This window comes from Pseudonocardia sp., from assembly GCF_025965585.1.
Taxonomy (GTDB): Bacteria; Actinomycetota; Actinomycetes; order Mycobacteriales; family Pseudonocardiaceae; genus Pseudonocardia.
Genome location: NZ_JAOPWR010000489.1, coordinates 1 through 21,035, shown reverse-complemented (window position 1 = coordinate 21,035; position 21,035 = coordinate 1). Strand labels below are relative to the sequence as shown.

Here is a 21,035-nt window from a genome sequence, read left to right as displayed (position 1 = left end):
GCCCTCGTCGGGCTGGTAGAGGCCGTAGAGCACGTTCATCAACGTGCTCTTGCCCGCCCCGTTCTCACCGAGGAGGGCGTGGATCTCGCCGGGTTCGGCCACGAGGTCGACAGCGTCGTTCGCGGTCAGCGAGCCGAACCGCTTGGTGATCCCACGGAGCTCCAGCTTCACGCGGATGCCTTCCCATCGACAGCGAGAAACTTCAGCGAGGGAGAGTCTGGCGATCTCTCCCTCGCTGACGGTGAGCGCCTCGCGCCGTGCTAGCTGGTCGGCTGGCTCGGGGACTTGACGGCGATCTTGCCCGAGACGATGTCGGCCTTGACCTGGTTGATCTCGGTGGTGAGCTCGGCGGGGACCTTCGACTCGAAGTCGTGGTACGGCGCCAGGCCCGTGCCGTCGTTCTTCAGGTCACCGACGTAGTTGCCGGTGGGGAAGGTGCCGCCCGCGGCCTGGGTCAGGTAGGTCTGCACCGCGCCGGAGAGGTTCTTCGTGACGCTGCTGATGAAGTACTGGCAGTACTGCGACGCCGACACGCAACCGTCGGTGTCGACCCAGATCACGTTGGCCTTGCCGCCCGACGACTGCGCCGCCGCGCCGGCACCGAGACCCGCACCGCCGGCCACCGGGAAGATGACGTCGGCACCCTGCTGGACGAAGGTCTGGCTGATCTGCAGGCCCTTGTTCTGGTCGGTGAAGCTGCCCGCGAACGTGCCGCCCTTCTGGTTGCCCTCGTCCCAGCCGAGCACCTGGACGGTCTTGCCCTTCTGGGCGTTGTAGTACTGCACGCCCTCCCAGAAGCCGTCCATGTAGATCGTGACCGGCGGGATGTTGAGCCCGCCCCACGTGGCGACCTTGCCGGTCTTGGTCATGCCGGCCGCGAGGTAGCCGCCGAGGAAGCCGCCCTGGGCGGTGTTGAACTGCATGCCGTAGACGTTCGGCCCGCTGGCGGCGCTGTCGACCTCCGCGAACTTCAGCGTCGGGTTGGCCGTGGCGACGGCCTTGACGTTGTCGGCCATCAGGCCGCCGACCGCGATCGTGGTCGAACACTTCTTGTTCGCCTCGGCCTGCAGGTTCGGCGTGTAGTCGTTGGCCGTGTTCGACGGCACGTACGAGATCTTGATGTTCGGGCCGGCCTTCGCCGCCGCCTCCATCCCCGCATAGGAGGACTGGTTGAAGGACTTGTCGTCCACGCCACCGGTGTCGAGCACCATGCAGGCGTTGAACGCCGCGCCGCCACCGGCCGAGGGCGCTGCCGTGCTGTCGGCAGGCCTGCTGCCGCAAGCGGTCAGCGCCAGCGCGCTCACCACGGCGAGCACACCGATCGTCACTCCACGTGAAGCGGCCAAGGCTGACTCCTCTTCGGGATCTTCGGAAATCGACACGCTAATCCCTGGGGCTGGGACGGTCACTGCGCTGCGGCGGATGTCATCTGATCGTTGCGGAGCGCGCGACCGCCGGATCGTGGACGCCGGATGTCACTCTTCGTCACGCCGAGGAGTGGACCCGGGACCGGCACGGGCCGGGCCGGGCGTCGGCTACCGTCGCCGCCGTCGTCGTCCCTCCCGATCGGGCCGACGCGGACAGGAGGCGTTCCCCGGTGCGGACCAACCGAGGCCTGGTGCGGGCGGCCGCCGTGCTGACCGCCGCGTTCGTGGTGGCGGGCGGGGTGGCGGGTTGTGCCGCCGGCACCGGGACGCGATCCGACGCGGCCTGCGCCCGGAACCGCACGCCCACGGGAATCAGCGCCGGGACCACGCCTCCGGCCACCCCGTCCCTTCCGCCGTCCGCCCTCCCGAGGGCGGACGCCGCGCGGCTCGCGATCGGTGTCGCCCTCGACGGCGGACCGCTCGACGCCGCCGTCGGCGCGGGGCTGGGCCGGGCCGCCGTGGATCTCGGTCTTCCCGCCGGCAGCACCACGAAGGTCACCGGGTCGGCCGCCGACACCGACGCCACGCGGACGACACGCCTCGCCCGGCTCGTCACCGAGGGCCACGACCCCGTCATCGCCGTCGGGGCCGCGTACGCCGGCGCGGTGCAGGCCGTCGCGGCCGCGCACCCCGACGTCCGCTTCGCGATCGTCGACGACGACTCCGTGATCCTGCCGAACGTCACCGCGCTGGTGTTCGCCGAGGAGCAGGCCTCGTTCCTCGTCGGCGCGGCCGCCGCTCTGAAGACCATGACGTGCCGGATCGGCTTCGTCGGCGGAGCCGAGACACCGCTGGAGCAGAAGTCCGAGGCGGGCTACGTCCAGGGGGCTCGGGCGGTCGCCCCCGGCATCCGGATGGACGTGGGGTACGTCGGGCGCTCCGGCGGACCGGCCGCCGCGGCGGTGGCCGCCGACATGGCGCACCGCCAGTTCGGCGGTGGCGCCGACATCGTCTACGCGGCGGCGGGCGACGCCTCCCGGGGCGTATTCCAGGCGGCGCGGGCGACCGGGGACCTGGCCATCGGTGCCGTCTCCGACCAGTACGCGGCCGCCGGCTCCGCGGCCTTCCGGTCGGCGATCCTGACCTCGGCGCTCGAGCACGCGGACGTCGCCGTCCGCGACTACGTCGAGGCCGTCGCCTCCGGGGACGTCGCCGGTCTGCCCACCCGCTTCGGCGTCGAGGAGGGCGGCGTCGGCTACGCCACGTCCGGCGGCCGGATCGACGACATCGTGCCCGATCTCCAGGCCTACGAGACGGCGATCGTGAGGGGCACGGTCAAGGTCAGCACCACGCCGGCCTCGTGACGGAGTCGGGTGCGGAGCAGCGGCCGGAGGACGTGAGATCGTGACGGCCATGCACGGAGAGCTCGACTGGGCGGCCCTGCGCGCGGCCGCCGTCACCGCGGCCGGCTCGGCCTACGCCCCCTATTCCCACCTGGACGTCGGTGCCGCCGCCCTCTGCGACGACGGCCGGGTCGTCACCGGCTGCAACGTCGAGAACGCCTCCTACGGGCTCGGGATGTGCGCCGAGTGCACGATGGCGGGGCAGCTGCGGCTGACCGGCGGCGGCCGGTTCACCGCGGTCGCGTGCCGGTCGGGCACCGGCGAGCTGCTCATGCCCTGCGGCCGGTGCCGCCAGGTGCTCTACGAGTTCGGTGGGCCCGACTGCCTGCTCGACACCCCGCGCGGGATCCTGCCGCTCAGCGAGATCCTGCCCGATGCCTTCGGGCCCGAGGACCTTCCGTGACCGCCGACGTGCTTCTTCCCGCGGAGGCGGCGTCATGACCGCCGACGTGCTTCTTCCCGCGGAGGCGGCATGACTGCCATCGACGTCATCACCGCCAAGCGCGACGGCGGCCGCCTCACCGACGACCAGATCGACTGGGTGCTCGCCGCCTACACCCGCGGCGACGTCGCCGACGAGCAGATGGCGGCGCTCGCCATGGCGATCCTGCTCAACGGCATGGAGCCGGACGAGATCAGCCGCTGGACCCAGGCGATGATCGACTCCGGCGAGGTGCTGTCGTTCGGGGACATCGGCCGTCCGCTGGTGGACAAGCACTCCACCGGCGGCGTCGGCGACAAGATCACGCTCCCGCTGGCGCCGCTCGTCGCGGCCTGCGGGGCGGCGGTGCCGCAGCTGTCCGGGCGCGGGCTCGGGCACACCGGCGGCACGCTGGACAAGCTCGAGTCGATCCGGGGCTGGCGCGCATCTCTGTCGCTGGAGGAGATCGCCGCTCAGCTGGCCGACGTCGGCGCCGTCGTCTGCGCGACCACCCCGACGCTCGCCCCGGCCGACCGCAAGCTCTACGCGTTGCGCGACGTCACCGGCACCGTCGAGTCGATCCCGCTCATCGCCAGCTCGATCATGAGCAAGAAGATCGCCGAGGGCACGGGCGGGCTGGTGCTCGACGTCAAGGTCGGGTCGGGGGCGTTCATGAAGACGCCCGAGCGGGCCCGCGAGCTGGCCGCGACCATGGTGCGCATCGGCACCGCCCACGGCCTCGCCACCACGGCGCTGCTCACCGACATGTCCGTGCCGCTGGGACGCGCGGTGGGCAACGCGCTGGAGGTGGCCGAGTCGGTCGAGGTGCTGCGCGGCGGCGGCCCCGCCGACGTCGTCGCGCTGACGGTGGCGCTGGCCCGGGAGATGCTGACGCTGGCCGGGATCGCGGGCGTGGACCCCGCGCAGGTGCTCGCCTCCGGCGCCGCCTACGCGGTGTGGGAGCGGATGATCGCCGCGCAGGGCGGTGACCCGTCGGCCGCGCTACCGGTGGCGTCCCACGTCGAGCCGGTGGTGGCCGAGCGGGCCGGGGTCGTCGGGTTCGACGCGCTGGCCGTCGGGGTGGCGGCGTGGCGGCTCGGCGCGGGCCGGGCGCGCAAGGAGGACGCCGTGCAGGCCGGCGCGGGCGTGCTGCTGCTCGTGGAGCCGGGCGAGAAGGTCGAGGCCGGGCAACCCGTCCTCGAGCTGCACACCGACACCCCCGACGCCGTCGCGGGAGCCCGTGCGGCCCTGGAGGGCGGCCTGACGGTCGCCGACGAGCCGCGGCCCCGCCCCGAGCTGCTGCTGGACACGATCCGCGCCTGACACGGGCTCAGGCGGCGTCGTGCTCGCAGCGGCATCCCGGGAGCGCCGCCGCCCTGGCCACCAGCCGGGATCGCCGCGGGCAGCTCCGTAGGGCCGCTCAGCGCGGCGGGGAAGCCCAGCCGGGCGTCGGCGGTGGCGCCGGGGTTGCCTTACCACAGCCGGACGGCGGTGGGGGAACGCAAGATCCTCCGGACACGACGAAGCCCGGCCCGCTGAGGTGCGGACCGGGCTGAGCCGGTTGATCGGGCCGACGGATCGTCAGTCGTCGTCGGGGTCGTCGGTGACCGTGTCGGCGGCGCTGGCGCCGTTCGAGCTCTTCACCGAGACCTTGGCGCGCCCGCGGCGGGCGGCCGGACGGGGCGGCGGCGGGGGCGCCTGCACCTGGGCGCCACGGCCCAGGATGAGCTCCGCGAAGGTGGCCATCGCCTCGTCGAGCTGGTTGGCGTTGCGCTGCTCGGAGTCCTGGTTGGCCCGCTCCACCAGCTTGCTGATCGAGCTCGTGTCGGGACGCTCGACCAGCGCGGCGTCGAGGCGGCCGAGGCGCTCGTCGATGGTGCCGCCGATCTCGCCGAGCTTGCCGCCGAAGCCCTCCTCGAGGGAGTCGAGGCGGGTGACCACGCCGTCGAGGCGCGAGGCCAGCGACTCGAGGCGCTGCGCGAGGGCGTCCAGCGGCTCGGTGGGGTCGACGGCCGGGCGGCCCGCCAGGTCCTCCAGGCGCCGGTGCAGGCCGACGCTGGTGTCGCCGAGCAGGTTGCGCAGACCCTCGCCGGTCTCCTCGAAGGAGTGCGTGGCGGCGTCGAGCTGCTCGCGGACGCTGCGCTCGACGTTGTCGATGCGCTCCTTGATGGGCGTGCCCACCGAGGAGGGCATCGCGTCGAGGCGCATCTCGTGGCGGTCGAGGCGGTTGTCGAGGTCGTCGAGGCGCTTGTGCAGGCCGCCGAGGCGGTCGTCGAGCCCGTCCATCCGGCCCGAGATGCCCTCCATGCGCCCGGCCATGCCGTCGAGACGGCCGTCGAGCTGGGCGAACGGCTTGGCCAGCTTGTCGGGCAGCGACTCGATGGCGCGGGCCACGGCGGTGAGGGTGGCGTCCTGGGCGTCGAGCTTCGCGACCGTCTCGTCGAGGCGCTCGGCGAGGACGCTGACCTCGGTGCGGTCGGGGAGCTCGGTGAGGCGCTTACGCACCGTGCCCAAGGCGTCGAGGGCAGCGAGCCGCGCGTGGATCTCGTCGAGCGAGTCGAAGATCTGCTGCTGCTCGCTGTCGCGGATCTCCGCGGCACGCGTGAGCATGCCGCGCATGCGGTCGAACGAGAGAGAGTCATTGCTCATGGCGGCGGGGAGCTTCCTCTGAGCCGGACACGGAACGGGCACCACAGAGAGTAGCGAGCGCTGTGGATCACCCGTCCGCGGCTCCCCGTTTGGACGCCCTGACCCGTTCGGAGCAGTCCGGTGCGCCCACCAGGGACGGCGTGGGCCTGGTGTTCTAGCGTGACGCCCGTGTCCGTGCCGCTGAACGCCGAGACCGTCCGCGACGCGCCCAAGGTGCTCCTGCACGACCACCTGGACGGCGGGCTGCGCCCTGCCACCGTCGTCGAGCTGGCGGCCGCCGCGGGCGACGACGGGCTGCTCCCGAGCACCGACCCCGCGGAGCTGGGCCGGTGGTTCCTCGCCGCCTCGCATTCGGGGTCGCTCGTGCGCTACCTGGAGGGCTTCGGCCACACGGTCGCCGTGATGCAGACGGCCGACGCCCTGGTGCGCGTGGCCGCCGAGTGCGCCGAGGACCTCGCGGCCGACGGCGTCGTCTACGCCGAGGTGCGCTTCGCCCCGGAGCTCCACGTGGAGGAGGAGCTGGCGCTGGAGGCGGTGGTGGAGGCGGTGCTCGAGGGCTTCCGGGTGGGCACGGCCCGGGCCGCCGAGCAGGGCCGCCGGATCCGGGTGGGCTGCCTGCTGACGGCCATGCGGCACGCCGCGCGCTCCCGCGAGATCGCCGACCTGGCCGTCCGTTACCGCGACGTCGGCGTGGTCGGCTTCGACATCGCCGGCGCCGAGGCGGGGTTCCCTCCCACCCGCCACCTCGACGCGTTCGAGTATCTGCGTCAGCAGAACGCCCACTTCACGATCCACGCGGGCGAGGCGTTCGGGCTGCCGTCGATCTGGGAGGCGCTGCAGTGGTGCGGCGCCGACCGGCTCGGGCACGGTGTGCGCATCGTCGACGACATCACGATCGCCGACGACGGCACCCCCGAGCTGGGCCTGCTCGCCGCGTACGTGCGCGACATGCGCATCCCGCTGGAGATGTGCCCGACGTCCAATGTGCACACGGGCGCGGCGCCGTCGCTGGCCGAGCACCCGATCGGGCTGCTGCGCAGGCTGCGCTTCCGGGTCACGGTCAACACCGACAACCGGCTGATGTCCGACGTGTCGATGACCAGCGAGATGACGGCTCTCGCGGAGACCTTCGGCTACGACTGGTCGGACCTGCAGTGGTTCACCGTCAACGCGATGAAGTCGGCGTTCCTCGGCTTCGACGAGCGGCTCGCCCTCATCAACGACGTGATCAAGCCCGGCTACGCGGCGCTGTCGGCCTGAGTTCTCAGTTCACGTGCAGGCGCGCCTGGAGGGCGTCCGCCAGCTCGCGCCAGCGGGCGGCCTCGGCGTCGAAGGGCGGGCTCGGGGCCAGCCGCGTCGGGTCGGGCTTGATGATGAACGACACGAGCCAGCCCAGCGACTCCGAGTCGGCCAGTGCCTCGCGCGGCTCGTCGTCCTCGGCCCACTCGCCCACGTCGAGGAGCAGCTCGGAGGCCAGCTCCAGCTGGGCACCGTCGACAGCGGTGGTGCCCGCCGCGAGGTCGCCGTCCAGGCCGGTGAGCGTGTAGGAGTTGAGCGTGTCGACCTCGACCTCCAGCTCCCCCACCCCGGCCCGCTCGACCACGTCCGACCAGGTGGACGCGGCGGTGAGGTCGTGGCCCTCGGCGCCGTCCTCGGCGATCCAGCGGGCCAGCGCGCGCTCGGTCGGGAACGCCTCGATGGTGCCCTTCGTGCCCAGGAAGACGGGGGCGTCGTCGAGGTAGCAGCGCAGGGTGACGCAGTCGCCGTCGCTGGTGGTGATGCGGATCGGGTCGATGCCGACCTCCTCCCAGAAGCCGGCAGGCGCGTCGCTCTCGTCGGTCTCGTCACCGCCGGTGACGAGCGACTCGTCGGCCGAGTCCGCGACGAGCGCGGCCTCCTTCTCCGCCGCGCCCAGCGCTGCCGCGTCGACCTCGGGGGTGTCGACCATGTCGTCGAGCGCATCGATCACGTCGTCCCAGCGCTCGGCGATGACCTCCACGAGCTGGGTCCACAGCCGGGCACCCTCGCGGCCGACGAACGGCAACGTGCCCTGGCGCAGCAGCCCGAACCCGGGGGCGGAGTCGAGCACCTCGGTGACGACGTCGAGGTCGCAGACGTCGGCGATGGACCGCACCATGTCGGTGATCTCGGCGAGCTCGCCGATGGTCCAGGTGTCGGCGTCCTCGGCGGCCAGCTCCGGCACGCCGACGATGTCGTAGCGCTGCGTCTCCTCGGGCGTCAGCTCGGAGACCGTCAGGTCCGGCACCACCGACCACGCGGGGTGGTCGATGAGGTCGTGGTCGTCGGCGGTGCGCACGAACGCCGCGAGCTGGGTGACCTCGGGGAAGGCGAACAGGGCGTCGTCGTCGCCGAGGAACGCCTCCCACTCCTCGCCGTCCTCCCGCCACCGCGGGGCCCACAGCGTGACGAGGTCGCCCTCGGTGAGGGAGAGCTGGATCGGGACGATGTCGCTGGCCACGGCGGCGAGAGTAGACGCCTTCCCGGACGGCAGGCTCAGCGGCCGACGGGGTGCCAGACGGTCTTGATCTCGGTCCACGCGCGCAGCCGGGCGGTGCCCGGGACCCGCGTGTGGTCGGCCTCCGCCGCCGGTCGCGGCAGGACGCGCTTCACCGTGCCGGCAGCCGTGCGCTCCAGCTCCGCGGCGAGCTCCTCGGGCGCCCCGGCCAGGTCGAGTCCCTGCACCTCGGCGTGCGCGGCCAGCCACGGCGCGAGCTCCGCAGTGCGTCCGGTGAGGATGTTCGCGACCCCGCCCGGGACGTCGGACGTGGCGAGCACCTCGGCCAGCCCGACGGCGGGCAGCGGCCTGCTCTCGGACGCGACGACCACGGCCGTGCTTCCGGTGGCGAGCACCGGCGCCAGCACGTCCACCAGCCCGAGCAGCGACGACGACCGCGGCGCCAGTACCCCGACCACTCCGGTGGCCTCGGGCGTGGACCAGTTGACGAACGGCCCGGCCACGGGGTTCACCGAACCGAGCACCGAGGAGAGCTTGTCGGTCCAGCCCGCATACCAGACCCAGCGGTCGATCGCGGCGTCGACGCTCGTGCCCGCGCGCTTGCGCGTGATGCCTTCTGCGGCGACGACGTCGTCGACGAACGCGTCGTGGCGCGACTGCAGCATCTCCGCCACGCGGTAGAGCACCTGCCCGCGGTTGTACGCCGTGGCGCCCGACCAGCCGCCGAACGCCGAGCGGGCGGCGCTCACGGCGTCGCGGACGTCCTTGCGGGAACCCAGTGCCACGTGGGCGAGCAGCCGGCCCTTCGCGTCGGCCACGGGGTAGCTGCGCCCGGACTCCGAGCGCGGGAACGCCCCGCCGACGTAGAGCTTGAAGGTCTTGGCGACGCCGAGGCGGCCGTCGACGGCTGCGGAGAGGGTCACGGCGACGAGCTTACGGGCGCCGCGCGGGTCCCGGCGGTGTCGTCGTCACTGCCCGACGTCGTCGTCGCTTCCCGACGTCGTCGTCACCGCCCGACCGTGGGGGATCGAGGTCTGGGCCGTGCGCAGCTTGTCGCAGAGCTCGGCCAGCGTGGCGAGCTCGTGTTCGTCGAGGGCCGTGCCGACGTAGCGGCGGATGCTCGCGGCGTGCCGCGCCCCGATCCGGCGCTGCATCGCCCGCCCGGCGTCGGTGAGCACGGCGACCGTGCCGCGGCGGTCGGCGGGGTCGGACTCGCGGGTCAGGTACCCGCTCGCCTCCAGCCGCTCCACCATCCGCGACAGCGACGGCTGGCTCAGCAGTATCTCCCGGTTCAGCTCGTGCAGGCGCGCACTCCCCGCCGGGCAGCGGCTCAGGGTGAACAACACGTCGTACTCGCGCATGCTGATCGGCTGCCAGACGTCGTCGTCGGCCAGCCTGCGCAGCAGTGTCACCTGGGCGCGGAAGAGCGCCTCCCAGGAGCCCACCGCTGCGCGGGTGCCGCTCACATCAGGCAGCGGCACGGTCGGCGTCCCGCGCCGCCAGCCGGCTCGCGTGCGAGGGCGGGTCGGACGGCACCCCGGCCGGGCGCAGCGCGTCGAACTCCCTGCGCAGCGTCGGGGCGATCTCGCCGAGCAGGTCGAGCTGCTCCAGCACCGTCTTGAGCGGCAGACCGGCGTGGTCGACGAGGAACAGCTGGCGCTGGTAGTCGCCGAAGTGCTCGCGGAACGTCAGCGTCCGCTCGATGACCTCCTGCGGGCTGCCCACCGTCAACGGCGTGTCGGTGGTGAAGTCCTCCATCGTCGGGCCGTGGCCGTAGACGGGGGCGTTGTCGAAGTACGGGCGGAACTCGTTCCACGCGTCCTGCGAGTTCTTCCGCATGAAGAACTGCCCACCGAGCCCGACGATCGCCTGGTCGGCGCGGCCGTGCCCGTAGTGCTCGAACCGCTGGCGGTAGAGGTTGATCAGCCGCGTGTAGTGCGACGGGGGCCAGAAGATGTTGTTGGCGAAGAACCCGTCGCCGAAGTACGCGGCGATCTCCGCGACCTCCGGGGTGCGGATCGAGCCGTGCCAGACGAACGGCGCGATGCCGTCGAGCGGGCGCGGGGTGGAGGTGAAGCCGTGCAGGGGAGTGCGGAACTTCCCTTCCCAGTCGACCACGTCCTCGTCCCACAGCCGCCGCAGCAGCTGGTAGTTCTCGACGGTGAGCTCGACGCCGTCACCGATGTTCTTGCCGAACCACGGGTAGACCGGCGCGGTGTTGCCGCGGCCGAGCATGAGGTCCACGCGGCCGTCGGCCAGGTGCTGCAGCATCGCGTAGTCCTCCGCGATCTTCACCGGGTCGTTGGTGGTGATCAGCGTGGTGGACGTCGAGAGCGTCAGCGTCTCGGTGCGGGCCACGATGTGGCCCAGCAGCGTCGTCGGGGACGACGGCACGAACGGCGGGTTGTGGTGCTCGCCGGTGGCGAAGACGTCCAGTCCGACCGCCTCGGCGTGCTCGGCGATGGTGACCATCGCCTTGATCCGCTCGTGCTCGGTCGGCGTGGTGCCGTCCGTCGGGTCGGTGGTGACGTCGCCGACGCTGAAGATCCCGATCTGCATGTTGCCCTCCCCGTCCATGCGTTTGCATGTACAAGGGCCAGAACGTCACCCCCCAGCTGGTTGTTCCCGCAACCACCTCAGGCGTCGAGGTAGGCCTCCAGCCCGATCCTGCCGCCCTCCCGGCCGAAGCCGGACTCGGCGTAGCCGCCGAAGGGGGAGGTGGGGTCGAACTTGTTGAAGGTGTTGGTCCAGACCACCCCGGCGCGCACGCGCTGCGCCGTCCACATCGCCTTGGAGCCCTTGTCGGTCCAGATCCCGGCCGACAGGCCGTAGGGCGTGTTGTTGGCCTTCGCGACGGCTTCCTCGGGTGTGCGGAACGTCAGCACCGACAGCACCGGCCCGAAGATCTCCTCGCGGGCCACGCGCATCGTCTGCTCGACGCCGGAGAACACCGTGGGCGGGAAGAACAGGCCCTTCTCCGGGAGCGGCCACGGGCTCGTCCAGCGCTGTGCGCCCTCGGCGTCGCCCGCCGCGGCGAGGTCGACGATGCGGTCGAGCTGGGCCCGGGAGTTGATCGCGCCGACGTCGGTGTTCTTGTCCAGCGGGTCGCCGACACGCAGGGTCGCGATGCGCGCGTGCAGCAGCTCCTCGAACTCCGCCGCGATCGACTCCTGCACCAACAACCGCGAGCCCGCGCAGCAGACGTGACCCTGGTTGAAGAAGATGCCGTCGACGACGCCCTCGACGGCCTGGTCGAGTGCGGCGTCGTCGTAGACGATGTTGGCGGCCTTGCCGCCCAGCTCCAGCGTCAGGCGCCGGCCGGTGCCTGCGAGGCGGCGCTGGATCTCCTTGCCGACGTCCGTGGAGCCGGTGAAGGCGACCTTGTCGAGGCCCTCGTGGCCGACCAGCGCCGACCCGATGTCGCCGGCGCCCGGCAGGACGTTGAGCACGCCCGGAGGCAGCCCCGCCTCGGCGGCGATCTCGGCCAGCACCAGCGCGGTGAGCGGAGTGGTCTCGGCGGGCTTGAGGACGACCGTGTTACCCGTGGCCAGCGCGGGCGCGATCTTCCAGGCCGCCATGAGCAGCGGGAAGTTCCACGGGATCACGGCCCCGACCACGCCCAGCGGCTTGGGCCCTTGCCCACCCGCCCCGGCGCCCAGCCCGGCGTGCTCGAGCTTGTCGGCCCAGCCCGCGTGGTGGAACAGGTGCGCGGCGGCGGTGGGCACGTCGACGTCGCGGGACTCGCGGATCGGCTTGCCGTTGTCGAGCGTCTCCAGCACGGCCAGCTCGCGGCTGCGCTCGGCCACGATCCGCGCGATGCGGAACAGGTACTTGGCCCGCTCGGCGCCCGGCATCGGGCCCCACGTGGTCTCGTAGGCCTTGCGGGCGGCGGCCACGGCGCGGTCCACGTCGGCCGCCGACGCGGTGCCGACCTCGGCCAGCACCTCCTCCGTGGCGGGGTTGACCGTCTTCAGCGGCTCACCGCCACCGTCGACGAACGTCCCGTCGACGAACGGCCGGTAGCTCGGTGCCACGTTCGCGAGCGCGGCGGACTCGCGAGCGGGGGCGTACTCCCAGGCCATCAGGCACTCCCGATGTAGGCGGCGCCCGAGTAGCGGCCCTCGAGCTGCGTGCGGCGCTGCCGGAGCAGGTCGTTCAGCAGCGACGACGCGCCGAAGCGGAACAGCTCGGGCGTGAGCCACTCCGGGCCCGCCACCTCGTTGACGGCGACGAGATGCCTGATCGCGTCCTTGGCCGACCGGATGCCGCCGGCGGCCTTGACGCCGCGCCGCTCGCCGGTGGCGCGGTGCCAGTCGCGCACGGCCAGCAGCATCAGCTGCACCACCGGCAGCGTGGCGGCCGGGGAGATCTTGCCGGTGGAGGTCTTGATGACGTCGGCGCCCGCGAGCAGCGCGAGCCAGGACGCGCGGCGCACGTCGTCGTACCCGGCGAGCTCGCCGGTCTCCAGGATGACCTTCAGGTGGGCGCTCCCGCAGGCCTGCTTGACGGCCACGATCTCGTCGTGCACCTGGCCGTAGCGGCCGGAGAGGAAGGCGCCGCGGTCGATCACCATGTCGATCTCGGACGCGCCTGCCTCCACGGCGAGCGCCGTGTCCGCGAGCTTGACCGGCAGCGACGACCGTCCGGAGGGGAACGCCGTGGCGACGGCGGCGACACCCACCCCGCTGCCCGCGAGCCGCTCGACGGCGACGCCCGCGAGGTCGGGGTAGACGCAGACCGCGGCGACCGCGGGCACGTCCGGGTAGTCGGGGTCGGGCCGCATCGCCTGGGCGCACAGCGACCGCACCTTGCCGGGGGTGTCGGCGCCCTCGAGCGTCGTGAGGTCGATCATCGAGACGGCCATGTCGATGGCCTGCATCTTGGAGCCGGCCTTGATGCTGCGCGTGCCGAGGACGGCCGACCGGCGTTCCAGACCCACCTGGTCGACGCCCGGGAGGCCGTACAGGAAGCGGCGCAGCGACGCCTCGTCACGGCCGACGTCGGCGAGGCCTCCGGAGCCGGGCGCACCGATGCGCTGGGCGGGGACGGTCGTGGTCACGGACGCCGAGACTACGCGTTCGGGACGCACCGTCCATCCGCCTGGGAGCGACGCCCGAGGCGGCCCGAGCAGCGCGTCGCCCGCCGCGCGGGAGGGGCGGCGGGCGGTGGCGATGCGCTGGAACGTCCGGGGCGGGGGACCTCGGGTGGATCAGGTGGAGCTGTGCAGTCGGACGACGCCGACCGTGACGTCCTCGAGGCCGCCGCGGTCGAAATCGCGCCGCAACTGGTCGGCCTTGATGGTCGCCGTGAGACCGTCGAACGGCCCGTGGGCGTCGACCTCGCCGGTCTGGGGGTCCACAGCGAGCACGACGTATCCGTCGCACTGTGTGAGCTTCTCTGCTGCAGCGACCAGCGTCGCCTCGTCAGAAGTCGTGTTCTCCGGCACCGGATCACCTCCTTGTCACTAGTACAGCGTCGGCGGGGCCTCCGGCGTGACACTGTTTGTGGCAGACCACCCGTTCGGGTCAGGGTGAATATGGCTGTTGATCACTGATGGTGCAGTTTCGGGACGGTGAGCGCATGAATCCGGTGGGCCCGTCCGCTCGATGCGACGCTGCTGGCACTCTTAGTGATCACTACGGCCAGTGGCGGGCTCGCGTTCACCGTGGGTTGCGCGCCCGCCTCGACGGTGGTTTGAGGCGGTCGACGGAGCGTCCGGTCTGGGGCTTCTCCTCGTCGTTCGGGCGAAGGTCCGGATCGCTCGTCGGGGCTGCGACGGCCCGGGCGGTCGCGGAAGGTGATCAGTCTGGCGCTCACCGTGCTGGCGCTGTTCGCCGTCGCGAGCCGGCTGCTGCCCGCGATCGGCGGGTTCCGGCCCTACCCCGGTCCGGCAAGTGGGCGGTGGCCGTCGAGGCGACGGACGAGCCGTGGTGGCTGCAGCCCCCGCTCCCGCTGCAGTGAGCGTCAGAGCATGCAGGCTGCCCGACGCGACCGCGATATCCGCGCACGACCGGCATCGGGGTGTCAGGATCCGACCATGCGCACCCTCCGCACCCCCGACGCGCGGTTCGCCGACCTCCCCGGCTTCGCGTTCCCGCCCCGATACGGCGACGTCCCCGACCAGGACGGCGGCACGCTGCGGATGGCGTGGGTGGAGGACGGGCCCGCCGACGGGCCGGTGGTGCTGCTCCTGCACGGCGAGCCGAGCTGGTCGTTCCTGTACCGGACGATGATCCCGGTGCTGGCCGGTGCCGGGTTCCGGGCGGTGGCGCCGGACCTCGTCGGGTTCGGCCGCTCCGACAAGCCCACGGAGATCAGCGACCACAGCTACGCGCGGCATGTCGAGTGGCTGAGGTCGCTCGCCTTCGACGTGCTCGACGTGCGCGACGTCACGCTCGTCGGGCAGGACTGGGGCGGCCTGATCGGGCTGCGGCTGCTGGCCGAGCACCCGGACCGGTTCGCCGCGGCCGTCGCCGCCAACACCGGCCTGCCAACGGGCGACGTCGACATGCCCGCGGTGTGGTGGGAGTTCCGGCGCGCCGTCGAGAAGGCGCCGCAGCTGGACATCGCGCGGCTGGTGCAGTCGGGGTGCCGCACGCGGTTCACCCCCGAGGTGCGCGCGGCCTACGACGCCCCGTTCCCCGACGAGACGTCCAAGGCCGGCCCACGGGCGATGCCGCTGCTCGTGCCGACGCGCCCCGACGACCCCGCGACGGAGGCCAACCGCGCCGCGTGGGCGGTGCTCGCGAAGCTCGAGCTGCCGTTCCTCTGCGCGTTCAGCGACGGCGACCCGATCACGGCGGCGATGGAGCCGATCCTGCGCGGGACGGCGCCGGGTGCCGCGGGCCGCGAGCACCCGACGATCGCCGGTGCCGGCCACTTCCTGCAGGAGGACGCCGGCCCCGAGCTGGCCGCCGCCGTGGTGCGGTTCCGGACGGCGGCCGGCTGACCCGGCCGTCGCCGCACGGGATCGCGGTGGCAGGACGCTAGCCTCTGCGCCATGGATGTCCGCGTCGTCGACCACCCACTGGCCAGGGCCCGGCTGTCCACGATGCGTGATGCGCGCACCGACAACGCCGCGTTCCGCGCCGCCCTCCGTGACCTCACCCTGATGCTGATCTACGAGGCCACCCGGGACGCGTCCGAGGCCACCGCGCCGCTGCTCACCCCCGTCGCGCGCACCACCGGGTACCGCCTGGCCAACCCGCCGCTGCTGGTACCCGTGCTGCGTGCCGGCCTCGGCATGGTCGACGCCGCGCAGGCCCTGATGCCCGAGGCGCAGATGGGCTTCGTCGGCATCGCGCGCAACGAGGAGACCCACCAGCCGACGCCGTACATGGAGTCGCTGCCGGAGTCGCTGACGGGCCGCCCGGTGTTCGTGTTGGACCCGATGCTGGCCACCGGCGGGTCGATGGCGCACACCATCCGGCTGCTCACCGAGCGCGGTGCGACCGACGTCACGGCGATCTGCGCGCTCGCCGCGCCGGAGGGCGTCGCGCACCTGCAGACGAGCGGGCTGCCGGTGCGGGTGCTCACCGCCAGCATCGACGAGCGGCTCAACGACTCCGCCTACATCGTCCCCGGCCTGGGCGACGCGGGAGACCGGCAGTTCGGGGCCGTCTAGCTCTCCAGCGGCTCGGGCCGCCATCCCTCCAGGACAGCTCGCAGCGCCGACTCCAGGCGGTCGGCGGCGCCGGGCGGCAGCAGCCCGCGCAGCTGCAGCGTGGCCCAGCCGTGCACGGTGGTCCAGAGCGTCACGGACGCGGTGGCGGAGTCGGTGTCGGGCCGCAGTGCCTTCTCGTCCACGGCGCGGTCCACCGCCTCGCGCAGCGGCCCGAGCGCGGTGCCGGCCACCGTCCTGGCCCGAGCGGTGGGCGAGAGCAGCGTCGGCTCGCCGAACATCAACGTGAACAGGTGGGGGTCGGCCAGCGCGCTCTCCCGGTAGGCGAGCCCGGTGCGCACCACGTGGTCGAGCGGGTCGTCACCGGGACCGACGGCGGCGAGGTGCCGCCCCAACCGCTCGGACGCCTCGTCGAACAGCGCCGTGAGCAGCCCGTCCTTGCCGCCGAAGAGCGCGTACACGGCCGTGGTGGACGTCGCGCAGTCGCGGGCCAGGGCCCGGAGGCTGAGGCCGGTGAGTCCGTCCGCGGAGACGATCTCGCCCGCACGGTGCAACAGGTGCACACGCAACTTCTCGTCGTGGATCTTCGGACGAGCCATGCCGCAGGCTAACCCGCGATGTCCATGACCGCGGCGGCGAGCACCGCGCCGAGCTCCGAGCAGGCCTCCAGGGCGGCCTTGTCGGGGGCGCCGAGCACCTCGACGACGGCGGCCTCGCGGCGCCACCCCATCCCGGCCGCGATCGATTCCACCGACCGCACGGCGCCGGAGAGATCGAGGTTGCCGTGCACGTAGAGGCCGTAGGGCAGGCCGCGCGTGTCGTCGGCGCAGACGTGGAACACCGTGTCGAAGAAGTGCTTGAGCGCCCCGGACATGTAGCCGATGTTGGCGGGCGTCCCGAGCACCACCGCGTCGGCGGCGAGCAGGTCGGACGCGGTGGCGGCCAGCGCCGCCCGGCGCACCACCTCGACCCCCGAGATGTCGGGGTGACACGCACCGCTCACCACCGCGTCGAACAACTCCGCCGTCGCGGGTGACGGCGTGTGGTGCACGATCAGGAGCCGGGCCACGGAGCCATGCTGCCGCCCGGATGCTCGACGGGTAACAACGGGGTCCGGCGGACCGATCCCATCGCCGGACGTTGGGGGGTGGGATGCACGCAGCAGCGGAACGGGCCGGGGTCGTGCTCGGTGCCGTCGCCGTCGTCCTCACCGTCGTGTTCGGCGTCCGGGCCGACACCGCTCAGGCCCCACTGGCGTCCGCGCCCGCGACGCCGGGCACCGCTGGGTGGCCCCTGCGGATCATGCCGATGGGCAGCTCCAGCACGGTCGGCGCCGGCAGCCCCGCCACCGCGGGGTACCGCGGCCCGCTCGAGGCCATGCTCACCCGCGACGGCATCGCCTACGACATGGTCGGCTCCCAGCGGTCGGGGCCGCCCTCGGTGCCCGACCGCGACCACGAGGGCCACGGCGGCTGGACGATGGCCCGGATGCAGCCCTACGTCGCCGGCTGGGTGACGCGCCAGCGCCCGGACATCGTGCTGTTGCAGGTGGGCACGAACGACCTCAACACCGGTGCCGGCGCCGCGGCCACCGCCCGGCGCCTCGACACGATGCTCACGACGATCCGCACCGCCTCGCCCGCCCACGTGGTCGTCGCGGGGGTCTGGGCCCCGCTGCGCAAACGCCTGCCCGCCCGCGCCGAGTACGCGCGGCTGGCCGCGGCCGTGGTGGCGAGGCACCGGGCGACGGGGCAGGGCGTGACGTTCGTCGACACGTCGGCGCTGCTGGGGCCCGCCGACCTCTTCGACGGCCTGCATCCCGACGCCGCCGGCTACCGCAAGATCGCGGCGCTGTGGGATCGGGAGATCCGCGGTTACCTCAGGGCCCGCCACTGAGCAGGGTCCGCGCCTCGGCGTCGAGGGCGTCCAGGCGGGCAGCCGCTGCTGTCCTCGCCGCGGGCAGGACGGCCGCGTCGGCCACCGGCTCCACCACCTGCAGGTACGCCTTCAGCTTCGGCTCCGTGCCCGACGGCCGGATCACGAGCCGCTCGCCGCCGCGGCGCAGCACCAGCACGTCCGGCGCCGGGCGCTCGGCCGACCACCCCCCGGGCGGTGACGCGCGCAGCTGCTCGACCACCGCGTCGCGGGCGGCAGGCTCGAGCCTGAGCGAGACGCCCCGGGTGGCGTGCACGCCGTGGGCCACGGCCAGCTCGTCGAGGCGGTCGGGCAGCCCCAGGCCCGCCTCCTTCAGCGTGGCGGCGAGGTCGCAGGCCACCACGGCGGCGGCGATGCCGTCCTTGTCGCGCACGGTGCCGGGGTCGACGCAGTAGCCGAGCGCCTCCTCGTAGCCGTAGACCAGGCCCGGCCCGCCGCGGACGATCCATTTGAAGCCGGTGAGCGTCTCGGCGTAGCGGGCGCCGTGCGCGGCGGCGACGGACTGCAGCATCGACGAGCTGACGACGGTGGTGGCCACGAGGGGATCGGTGTAGCCGCCGGACCGGAGCAGATGGTCGCCCAGCAGCACGCCCGTCTCGTCGCCGGTGAGCATGCGCCAGCCTGCCCGCCCGCCGGTGGTAGCGGCAGTCACCGCGGTGGGGACGGCCAGCGCGCAGCGGTCGGCGTCGGGGTCCAGCGCGATCGCGAGATCGGCGTCCACCTCCGCGGCCAGTGTCAGCAGCGCGTCGGTGGCGCCGGGCTCCTCCGGGTTGGGGAACGCGACCGTCGGGAAGCCGGGGTCGGGCGCCGCCTGGGACGCGACGACGTGCACGTCGGTGAAGCCGGCCCTGCGCAGCGCGTGCACCGCGGTCTCGCCGCCGACGCCGTGCATCGGCGTGAGGGCGATGCGGAGCGTGCGGGCGGTGCCGCGGGGCAGCCGCCCGAGGCGGTCGAGGTAGGCCTCGGTGACGTCGACCGGGGTCACCGTGGCAGCGGTGGGCACCGAGACAGCGGGCGGCGCCGCGGTGATGGCCGCCTCGATCTCGGCGTCCGAGGGTGGAGCGAGCTGCGCGCCGTCGGCGAGGTAGACCTTGTAGCCGTTGTCGGCGGGCGGGTTGTGCGACGCCGTGATCTGCACGCCGGCCACCGCACCCAGCTCGCGGACGGCGAACGCCAGCACGGGCGTTGGCAGCGGCGCGGGCAGTACGCGGACGCTGAACCCGGCGCCGGCCAGCACCTCGGCCGCGGCCGCGCAGAACGCCTCGGAGCCGCGGCGGGCGTCGCGGCCGACGACGACGAGCGTCGATGCGCGTTCCGCCTGCGGTTCACGCGGGCTCCGGTCACCCCCGCGTCCGAGCCAGGCCGCCAGCCCGGCCGTCGCCCGGCGCACCACCGCCACGTTCATGCCCGCGGGCCCGGCCCGCACCGGTCCGCGCAGGCCGGCCGTGCCGAACCGGAGCATCCCGGCCATGCGGTCGGCGAGCTCGTCGGCGGCACCGGGCGTGCCGGCCATGGCGCCCGCCAGCACGCGCATCAGCTCGTCGCTCGTGGCGGGGTCGGGGTCGTCGGCGATCCAGCGCATCGCCGCATCCCGCAGGGCAGGGGCCAGGTTCACGGCCACGTCCCCGTCACGACCGCGCGACCAGCTCGCGCAGCAGACCGCCCATCCGCCCCGCCGACGCCGCGCCCGCCGCGAGCACCTCGTGGTGGTCGAGCGGCGCGCCCGTCATGCCGGCGGCGAGGTTCGTCACGAGCGACAGCCCCAACACCTCGACGCCCTCGGCGCGCGCCGCGATGGCCTCCAGCACGGTGGACATGCCCACGAGGTCGGCGCCCAGCCCGCGCAGCATGCGGATCTCGGCCGGCGTCTCGAAGTGCGGGCCGGGCACGCCCGCGTAGACGCCCTCGGTGAGCGTCGGGTCGAGCTCCCGGGCCAGCGCGCGCAGCTTCGGCGAGTACAGGTCGGTGAGGTCTGTGAAGCGCGGACCGACGAGCGGGGAGGTGGCGAGCAGGTTGAGGTGGTCGGAGATCAGCACCGGGTCACCGACACCCATGCCCTCGCGGATACCGCCCGCGGCGTTCGTCAGCACGACCGTGCGGCAGCCCGCCGCCGCGGCGGTGCGCACGCCGTGGGCCACCGCGTCGACGCCGTGGCCCTCGTAGAGGTGCGTGCGTCCCAGCAGGACGAGCACGCGGCGCTCGCCGACCGGCACCGAGCGGATGGTCCCCCTGTGACCGCTGACGGTCGGGATGAGGAAGCCGGGAAGATCGGCCATCGCGAGCTCGTGCGCCGGCTCGCCGATGAGGTCGGCGGCGGGGCGCCAGCCCGACCCCAGCACGACGGCGACGTCATGCGAGGCGACGCCGGTGGCCTCGGCGATCGCAGCGGCGGCAGCGGCGGGGGAGCCCGGGGCGGTCATGACGCCGCCTCCGCGGCGGTGAGTGCGTCGGCGGTCATGATGCCGCCTCCGCGGCGGCGAGTGCGTCGGCGGTCATGCGCGGCAGCCTACGGCCCCGGTCGGGCGGGTCGCGTCAGGTCGCGGTGGCGGCGAAACCGCCGGCCAGCTCGTCGAACAGGTCGGCGGACCGCGATCCCGCAGCGGCCGTGGGCACGGTCAGCGTGATCGTCCACACGGTCGGCCCGACGGGGACGATCCGCCGCCACGACGTGCGGACGTCGGTGCCGTACGACAGTTGTGTGGCCCCGGCCTGCGCGCCGGCCACGGGGGCTGGGGGCTCCAGCAGGAGCACGGTGGAGCCGTCGCCCACGGTGGCGGCGGCGTCGACGGACGCCGCGCGCGACACCGTGAGCGCCTCCGTGCCGTCCGGGCTGATGAAGCTGACCGCGGGCTGGTCCGCCACGGGGTCGGCGCGGTACTCGGTCCAGTCCTGCGGGACGGGCATCGTGAAGCCCATCGGGTCGCGGTGGGAGGCCGTGGCGTCGCTCGTGGTGGTGACGTTCACGGTCGTCAGCGGGGACTGCCCGCCGAGCGCGCGCGTGGCCGTCCACCCGCCCACGACGCCGACGATCACCACGGCCGCTCCGGCCAGCGCCAGCCCCACCGCGGCCATGCCCTGCGGCGGGTGCTTCTCCAGCGCCCGGCTCGTGCGGTGGACCGGCGCCGCCACGGTTGCGGGGCTCGGCGCCGGCCTGGGCGCGCCG

The 21,035-nt window shown here is 73.5% G+C and carries 22 protein-coding genes; 7 read left to right on the top strand and 15 right to left on the bottom strand.

Annotated elements, in window-relative coordinates:
* A partial coding sequence (locus JWR81_RS30190) for an ATP-binding cassette domain-containing protein (protein WP_297660650.1) occupies nucleotides 1–177 on the bottom strand: 177 nt, incomplete at its 3' end.
* Between the two features lie 83 nt (nucleotides 178–260).
* Nucleotides 261–1,346, bottom strand: a complete 1,086-nt coding sequence (locus JWR81_RS30185; RefSeq protein ID WP_297660633.1) for a BMP family ABC transporter substrate-binding protein — start codon at nucleotides 1,344–1,346, stop codon at nucleotides 261–263.
* Between the two features lie 251 nt (nucleotides 1,347–1,597).
* Between JWR81_RS30185 and JWR81_RS30180 the strand changes: the two genes are divergently transcribed.
* The 3 genes from JWR81_RS30180 to JWR81_RS30170 all read left to right on the top strand — a co-directional run bounded on the left by JWR81_RS30180 (nucleotide 1,598) and on the right by JWR81_RS30170 (nucleotide 4,514).
* Nucleotides 1,598–2,731 carry a BMP family ABC transporter substrate-binding protein gene (locus tag JWR81_RS30180; protein WP_297660630.1) on the top strand — a complete coding sequence of 378 codons (1,134 nt, stop codon included), beginning with the start codon at nucleotides 1,598–1,600 and terminating at the stop codon, nucleotides 2,729–2,731.
* A 49-nt stretch (nucleotides 2,732–2,780) separates the two neighbouring features.
* Nucleotides 2,781–3,173, top strand: a complete 393-nt coding sequence (locus tag JWR81_RS30175; protein WP_297660647.1) for a cytidine deaminase — start codon at nucleotides 2,781–2,783, stop codon at nucleotides 3,171–3,173.
* A gap of 69 nt (nucleotides 3,174–3,242) precedes the next feature.
* The gene (locus JWR81_RS30170; protein ID WP_297660627.1) at nucleotides 3,243–4,514 is read left to right on the top strand and encodes a thymidine phosphorylase; all 1,272 of its coding nucleotides are present in this window, start codon (nucleotides 3,243–3,245) and stop codon (nucleotides 4,512–4,514) included.
* Nucleotides 4,515–4,772: 258 nt separating this feature from the next.
* Here the strand turns inward: JWR81_RS30170 and JWR81_RS30165 are convergent, their stop codons facing one another.
* A complete protein-coding gene (locus tag JWR81_RS30165; RefSeq protein WP_297660623.1) occupies nucleotides 4,773–5,840 on the bottom strand; it encodes a PA containing protein in 1,068 nt (355 codons plus the stop codon).
* Between the two features lie 159 nt (nucleotides 5,841–5,999).
* Here JWR81_RS30165 and JWR81_RS30160 point away from each other — a divergent pair, with 159 nt between their 5' ends.
* Nucleotides 6,000–7,100, top strand: coding sequence for an adenosine deaminase (locus tag JWR81_RS30160; protein ID WP_297660619.1), 1,101 nt, complete (start codon nucleotides 6,000–6,002; stop codon nucleotides 7,098–7,100).
* A 4-nt stretch (nucleotides 7,101–7,104) separates the two neighbouring features.
* On the opposite strand, the gene JWR81_RS30155 is transcribed toward JWR81_RS30160, so the two are convergent.
* The 7 genes from JWR81_RS30155 to JWR81_RS30125 form a co-directional block, all read right to left on the bottom strand.
* Complete coding sequence (locus tag JWR81_RS30155) at nucleotides 7,105–8,319, bottom strand: primosomal protein (RefSeq protein ID WP_297660616.1); 1,215 nt, start codon at nucleotides 8,317–8,319, stop codon at nucleotides 7,105–7,107.
* Nucleotides 8,320–8,354: 35 nt separating this feature from the next.
* The gene (locus tag JWR81_RS30150; protein ID WP_297660613.1) at nucleotides 8,355–9,239 is read right to left on the bottom strand and encodes an aldehyde dehydrogenase family protein; all 885 of its coding nucleotides are present in this window, start codon (nucleotides 9,237–9,239) and stop codon (nucleotides 8,355–8,357) included.
* 45 nt (nucleotides 9,240–9,284) lie between these two features.
* A complete protein-coding gene (locus JWR81_RS30145; RefSeq protein WP_297660610.1) occupies nucleotides 9,285–9,797 on the bottom strand; it encodes a MarR family winged helix-turn-helix transcriptional regulator in 513 nt (170 codons plus the stop codon).
* Nucleotides 9,784–10,875: a CE1758 family FMN-dependent luciferase-like monooxygenase gene (locus tag JWR81_RS30140; RefSeq protein WP_297660607.1), complete on the bottom strand. Its 1,092-nt coding sequence runs from the start codon at nucleotides 10,873–10,875 to the stop codon at nucleotides 9,784–9,786. The genes JWR81_RS30145 and JWR81_RS30140 overlap by 14 nt, the downstream gene beginning before the upstream one ends.
* Before the next feature lie 77 nt (nucleotides 10,876–10,952).
* Entirely contained in the window at nucleotides 10,953–12,401 is a 1,449-nt protein-coding gene (locus JWR81_RS30135) for an aldehyde dehydrogenase family protein (protein ID WP_297660644.1), read from the bottom strand.
* Nucleotides 12,398–13,348: a deoxyribose-phosphate aldolase gene (gene deoC / locus JWR81_RS30130; protein WP_297660641.1), complete on the bottom strand. Its 951-nt coding sequence runs from the start codon at nucleotides 13,346–13,348 to the stop codon at nucleotides 12,398–12,400. The genes JWR81_RS30135 and deoC overlap by 4 nt, the downstream gene beginning before the upstream one ends.
* Before the next feature lie 177 nt (nucleotides 13,349–13,525).
* On the bottom strand, nucleotides 13,526–13,762 hold the full coding sequence (locus JWR81_RS30125; RefSeq protein ID WP_141279019.1) for a hypothetical protein: 237 nt from the start codon (nucleotides 13,760–13,762) through the stop codon (nucleotides 13,526–13,528).
* A 591-nt stretch (nucleotides 13,763–14,353) separates the two neighbouring features.
* Between JWR81_RS30125 and JWR81_RS30120 the strand changes: the two genes are divergently transcribed.
* Together JWR81_RS30120 and upp are read left to right on the top strand one after the other, a co-directional pair.
* On the top strand, nucleotides 14,354–15,265 hold the full coding sequence (locus JWR81_RS30120; RefSeq protein ID WP_297660605.1) for a haloalkane dehalogenase: 912 nt from the start codon (nucleotides 14,354–14,356) through the stop codon (nucleotides 15,263–15,265).
* 51 nt (nucleotides 15,266–15,316) lie between these two features.
* Entirely contained in the window at nucleotides 15,317–15,940 is a 624-nt protein-coding gene (gene upp, locus JWR81_RS30115) for a uracil phosphoribosyltransferase (RefSeq protein WP_297660602.1), read from the top strand.
* Here the strand turns inward: upp and JWR81_RS30110 are convergent.
* Nucleotides 15,937–16,536, bottom strand: a complete 600-nt coding sequence (locus tag JWR81_RS30110) for a TetR/AcrR family transcriptional regulator (RefSeq protein ID WP_297660599.1) — start codon at nucleotides 16,534–16,536, stop codon at nucleotides 15,937–15,939. The two genes, upp and JWR81_RS30110, sit on opposite strands and share 4 nt — an antisense overlap.
* Before the next feature lie 8 nt (nucleotides 16,537–16,544).
* Nucleotides 16,545–17,006, bottom strand: coding sequence for a flavodoxin family protein (locus tag JWR81_RS30105; RefSeq protein ID WP_297660596.1), 462 nt, complete (start codon nucleotides 17,004–17,006; stop codon nucleotides 16,545–16,547).
* An 83-nt stretch (nucleotides 17,007–17,089) separates the two neighbouring features.
* Between JWR81_RS30105 and JWR81_RS30100 the strand changes: the two genes are divergently transcribed.
* Nucleotides 17,090–17,833, top strand: a complete 744-nt coding sequence (locus tag JWR81_RS30100) for a GDSL-type esterase/lipase family protein (protein ID WP_297660594.1) — start codon at nucleotides 17,090–17,092, stop codon at nucleotides 17,831–17,833.
* Here JWR81_RS30100 and JWR81_RS30095 read toward each other — a convergent pair.
* The 3 genes from JWR81_RS30095 to JWR81_RS30085 all read right to left on the bottom strand — a co-directional run.
* Nucleotides 17,817–19,454 (bottom strand): phospho-sugar mutase, encoded by a 1,638-nt coding sequence (locus JWR81_RS30095; protein ID WP_297660637.1) that lies wholly within the window; start codon nucleotides 19,452–19,454, stop codon nucleotides 17,817–17,819. The genes JWR81_RS30100 and JWR81_RS30095 overlap by 17 nt on opposite strands.
* Before the next feature lie 46 nt (nucleotides 19,455–19,500).
* Nucleotides 19,501–20,292 (bottom strand): purine-nucleoside phosphorylase, encoded by a 792-nt coding sequence (locus JWR81_RS30090; RefSeq protein ID WP_297660591.1) that lies wholly within the window; start codon nucleotides 20,290–20,292, stop codon nucleotides 19,501–19,503.
* Between the two features lie 112 nt (nucleotides 20,293–20,404).
* The coding region (locus JWR81_RS30085) for a hypothetical protein (protein WP_297660588.1) at nucleotides 20,405–21,035 on the bottom strand (631 nt) is incomplete at its 5' end.

Excerpts from the sequence above, each read along its gene's own strand:
- JWR81_RS30175 (WP_297660647.1), top strand. The coding sequence starts at position 2,781 with ATGCACGGAGAGCTCGACTGGGCGGCCCTGCGCGCGGCCGCCGTCACC.
- JWR81_RS30170 (WP_297660627.1), top strand. The coding sequence starts at position 3,243 with ATGACTGCCATCGACGTCATCACCGCCAAGCGCGACGGCGGCCGCCTC.
- JWR81_RS30165 (WP_297660623.1), bottom strand. The coding sequence starts at position 5,840 with ATGAGCAATGACTCTCTCTCGTTCGACCGCATGCGCGGCATGCTCACG.
- JWR81_RS30140 (WP_297660607.1), bottom strand. The coding sequence starts at position 10,875 with ATGCAGATCGGGATCTTCAGCGTCGGCGACGTCACCACCGACCCGACG.
- JWR81_RS30120 (WP_297660605.1), top strand. The coding sequence starts at position 14,354 with ATGCGCACCCTCCGCACCCCCGACGCGCGGTTCGCCGACCTCCCCGGC.
- upp (WP_297660602.1), top strand. The coding sequence starts at position 15,317 with ATGGATGTCCGCGTCGTCGACCACCCACTGGCCAGGGCCCGGCTGTCC.
- JWR81_RS30110 (WP_297660599.1), bottom strand. The coding sequence starts at position 16,536 with ATGGCTCGTCCGAAGATCCACGACGAGAAGTTGCGTGTGCACCTGTTG.
- JWR81_RS30100 (WP_297660594.1), top strand. The coding sequence starts at position 17,090 with ATGCACGCAGCAGCGGAACGGGCCGGGGTCGTGCTCGGTGCCGTCGCC.
- JWR81_RS30095 (WP_297660637.1), bottom strand. The coding sequence starts at position 19,454 with ATGCGCTGGATCGCCGACGACCCCGACCCCGCCACGAGCGACGAGCTG.
- JWR81_RS30090 (WP_297660591.1), bottom strand. The coding sequence starts at position 20,292 with ATGACCGCCCCGGGCTCCCCCGCCGCTGCCGCCGCTGCGATCGCCGAG.